General features: G+C 50.0%; 1 protein-coding gene. It reads left to right on the plus strand.

The window, feature by feature from the left end:
• Positions 1-72 precede the first annotated feature (72 nt).
• A protein-coding gene (locus ACT3XD_RS19575) for an IS3 family transposase (RefSeq protein WP_192539958.1) occupies positions 73-1,253 on the plus strand; the annotation gives its coding sequence in 2 pieces (ribosomal slippage) (positions 73-340 and positions 340-1,253; 1,182 coding nt in all).
• Positions 1,254-1,261 lie beyond the last annotated feature (8 nt).

Genomic DNA, 1,261 nt, shown 5'->3' on the forward strand with positions numbered 1-1,261 from the left:
TGTAGTGGCATAGTGAATTTGGCCACCTAATTAGAGGTGTTAATATGCACCAAGAGACAAATAGGTGGCAGCATGGCAACAAGACCAAAACGTAATTTTAGCCCTGAATTCCGACTCGAAGCAGCACAACTGGTCGTCGATCAACACTACACGGTTCGTGAAGCGGCTGAAGCCATGAATGTGGGGTATTCGAGCATGGATAAATGGGTTCGTCAGTTACGCCAAGAGCGTGATGGCCAAAGCCCTAAAGCAACGCCCATGACACCCGATCAGCTCAGGATTCGCGAGCTTGAAAAGCGCATCCGTGACATTGAGATGGAAAAAGACATCCTAAAAAAGGCTACCGCTCTCTTGATGTCGGACTCCCTGAACACTTCTCGCTAATCGAGAAACTCAAGACGAGCTACCCGGTAAAAAAACTGTGTGACGTGTTTGGCGTGCATCGCAGCAGCTTTAAATACTGGAGACAACGTTCAAAAAGACCTGTGTGTGCCACGAAGACTAAGGAAATAGCCAAGGTCAGAGAGCTCTTTCGCGAGAGCGAAGGCTCTGCAGGGGCGCGCAGCATCGCAGAGATGGCGACAAGGCAGGATGTGCCGTTAAGTCGCTATCGCGCTGGCCGCCTGATGGAAAAGCTTGGCCTAATTAGCTGCCAAGTGCCTGGGCACACCTACAAGAAAACAGGTGACGAACATGTTGAGGTACCGAACCACTTAGCGCGTCAGTTTAACGTTGAGGCGCCCAACCGCGTTTGGTGTGGCGACGTCACATATATCTGGACTGGCAAACGCTGGGCTTATCTAGCCGTTGTCATGGACTTATTTGCTAGGAAAACGATTGGCTGGTCGATGTCGTTATCACCCGATAGCGAACTCACCAGCAGCGCATTGAAAATGGCTTATGAGAGCCGTGGGCGGCCAAAAGGGGTTATATTCCACAGCGACCAGGGCAGTCATTATACGAGCCGTAAGTTTCGTCAGACACTCTGGAAATGCCAGGTAAAACAAAGTCTAAGCCGACGTGGTAATTGCTGGGATAATGCGCCAATGGAGCGTTTCTTCAGGAGCTTAAAGGTTGAATGGGTGCCAACGTATGGCTATCGCTCATTCTTGCAGGGGCAGCATCATATCGTGAACTATTTAATCGGGTATTACAGCCAGCTTAGGCCTCACCAGCATAACGGTGGTATGAGTCCGAACCAGGCAGAGGAAAAGTACTGGGTTAACTATAAAGCGGTGGCCAGTTTTACTTGACCACTACA

Origin of the sequence: Halomonas sp. AOP7-B1-5 (assembly GCF_052353045.1) — a bacterium.
In the GTDB taxonomy this organism is placed as follows: Bacteria; Pseudomonadota; Gammaproteobacteria; order Pseudomonadales; family Halomonadaceae; genus Vreelandella; species Vreelandella colorata.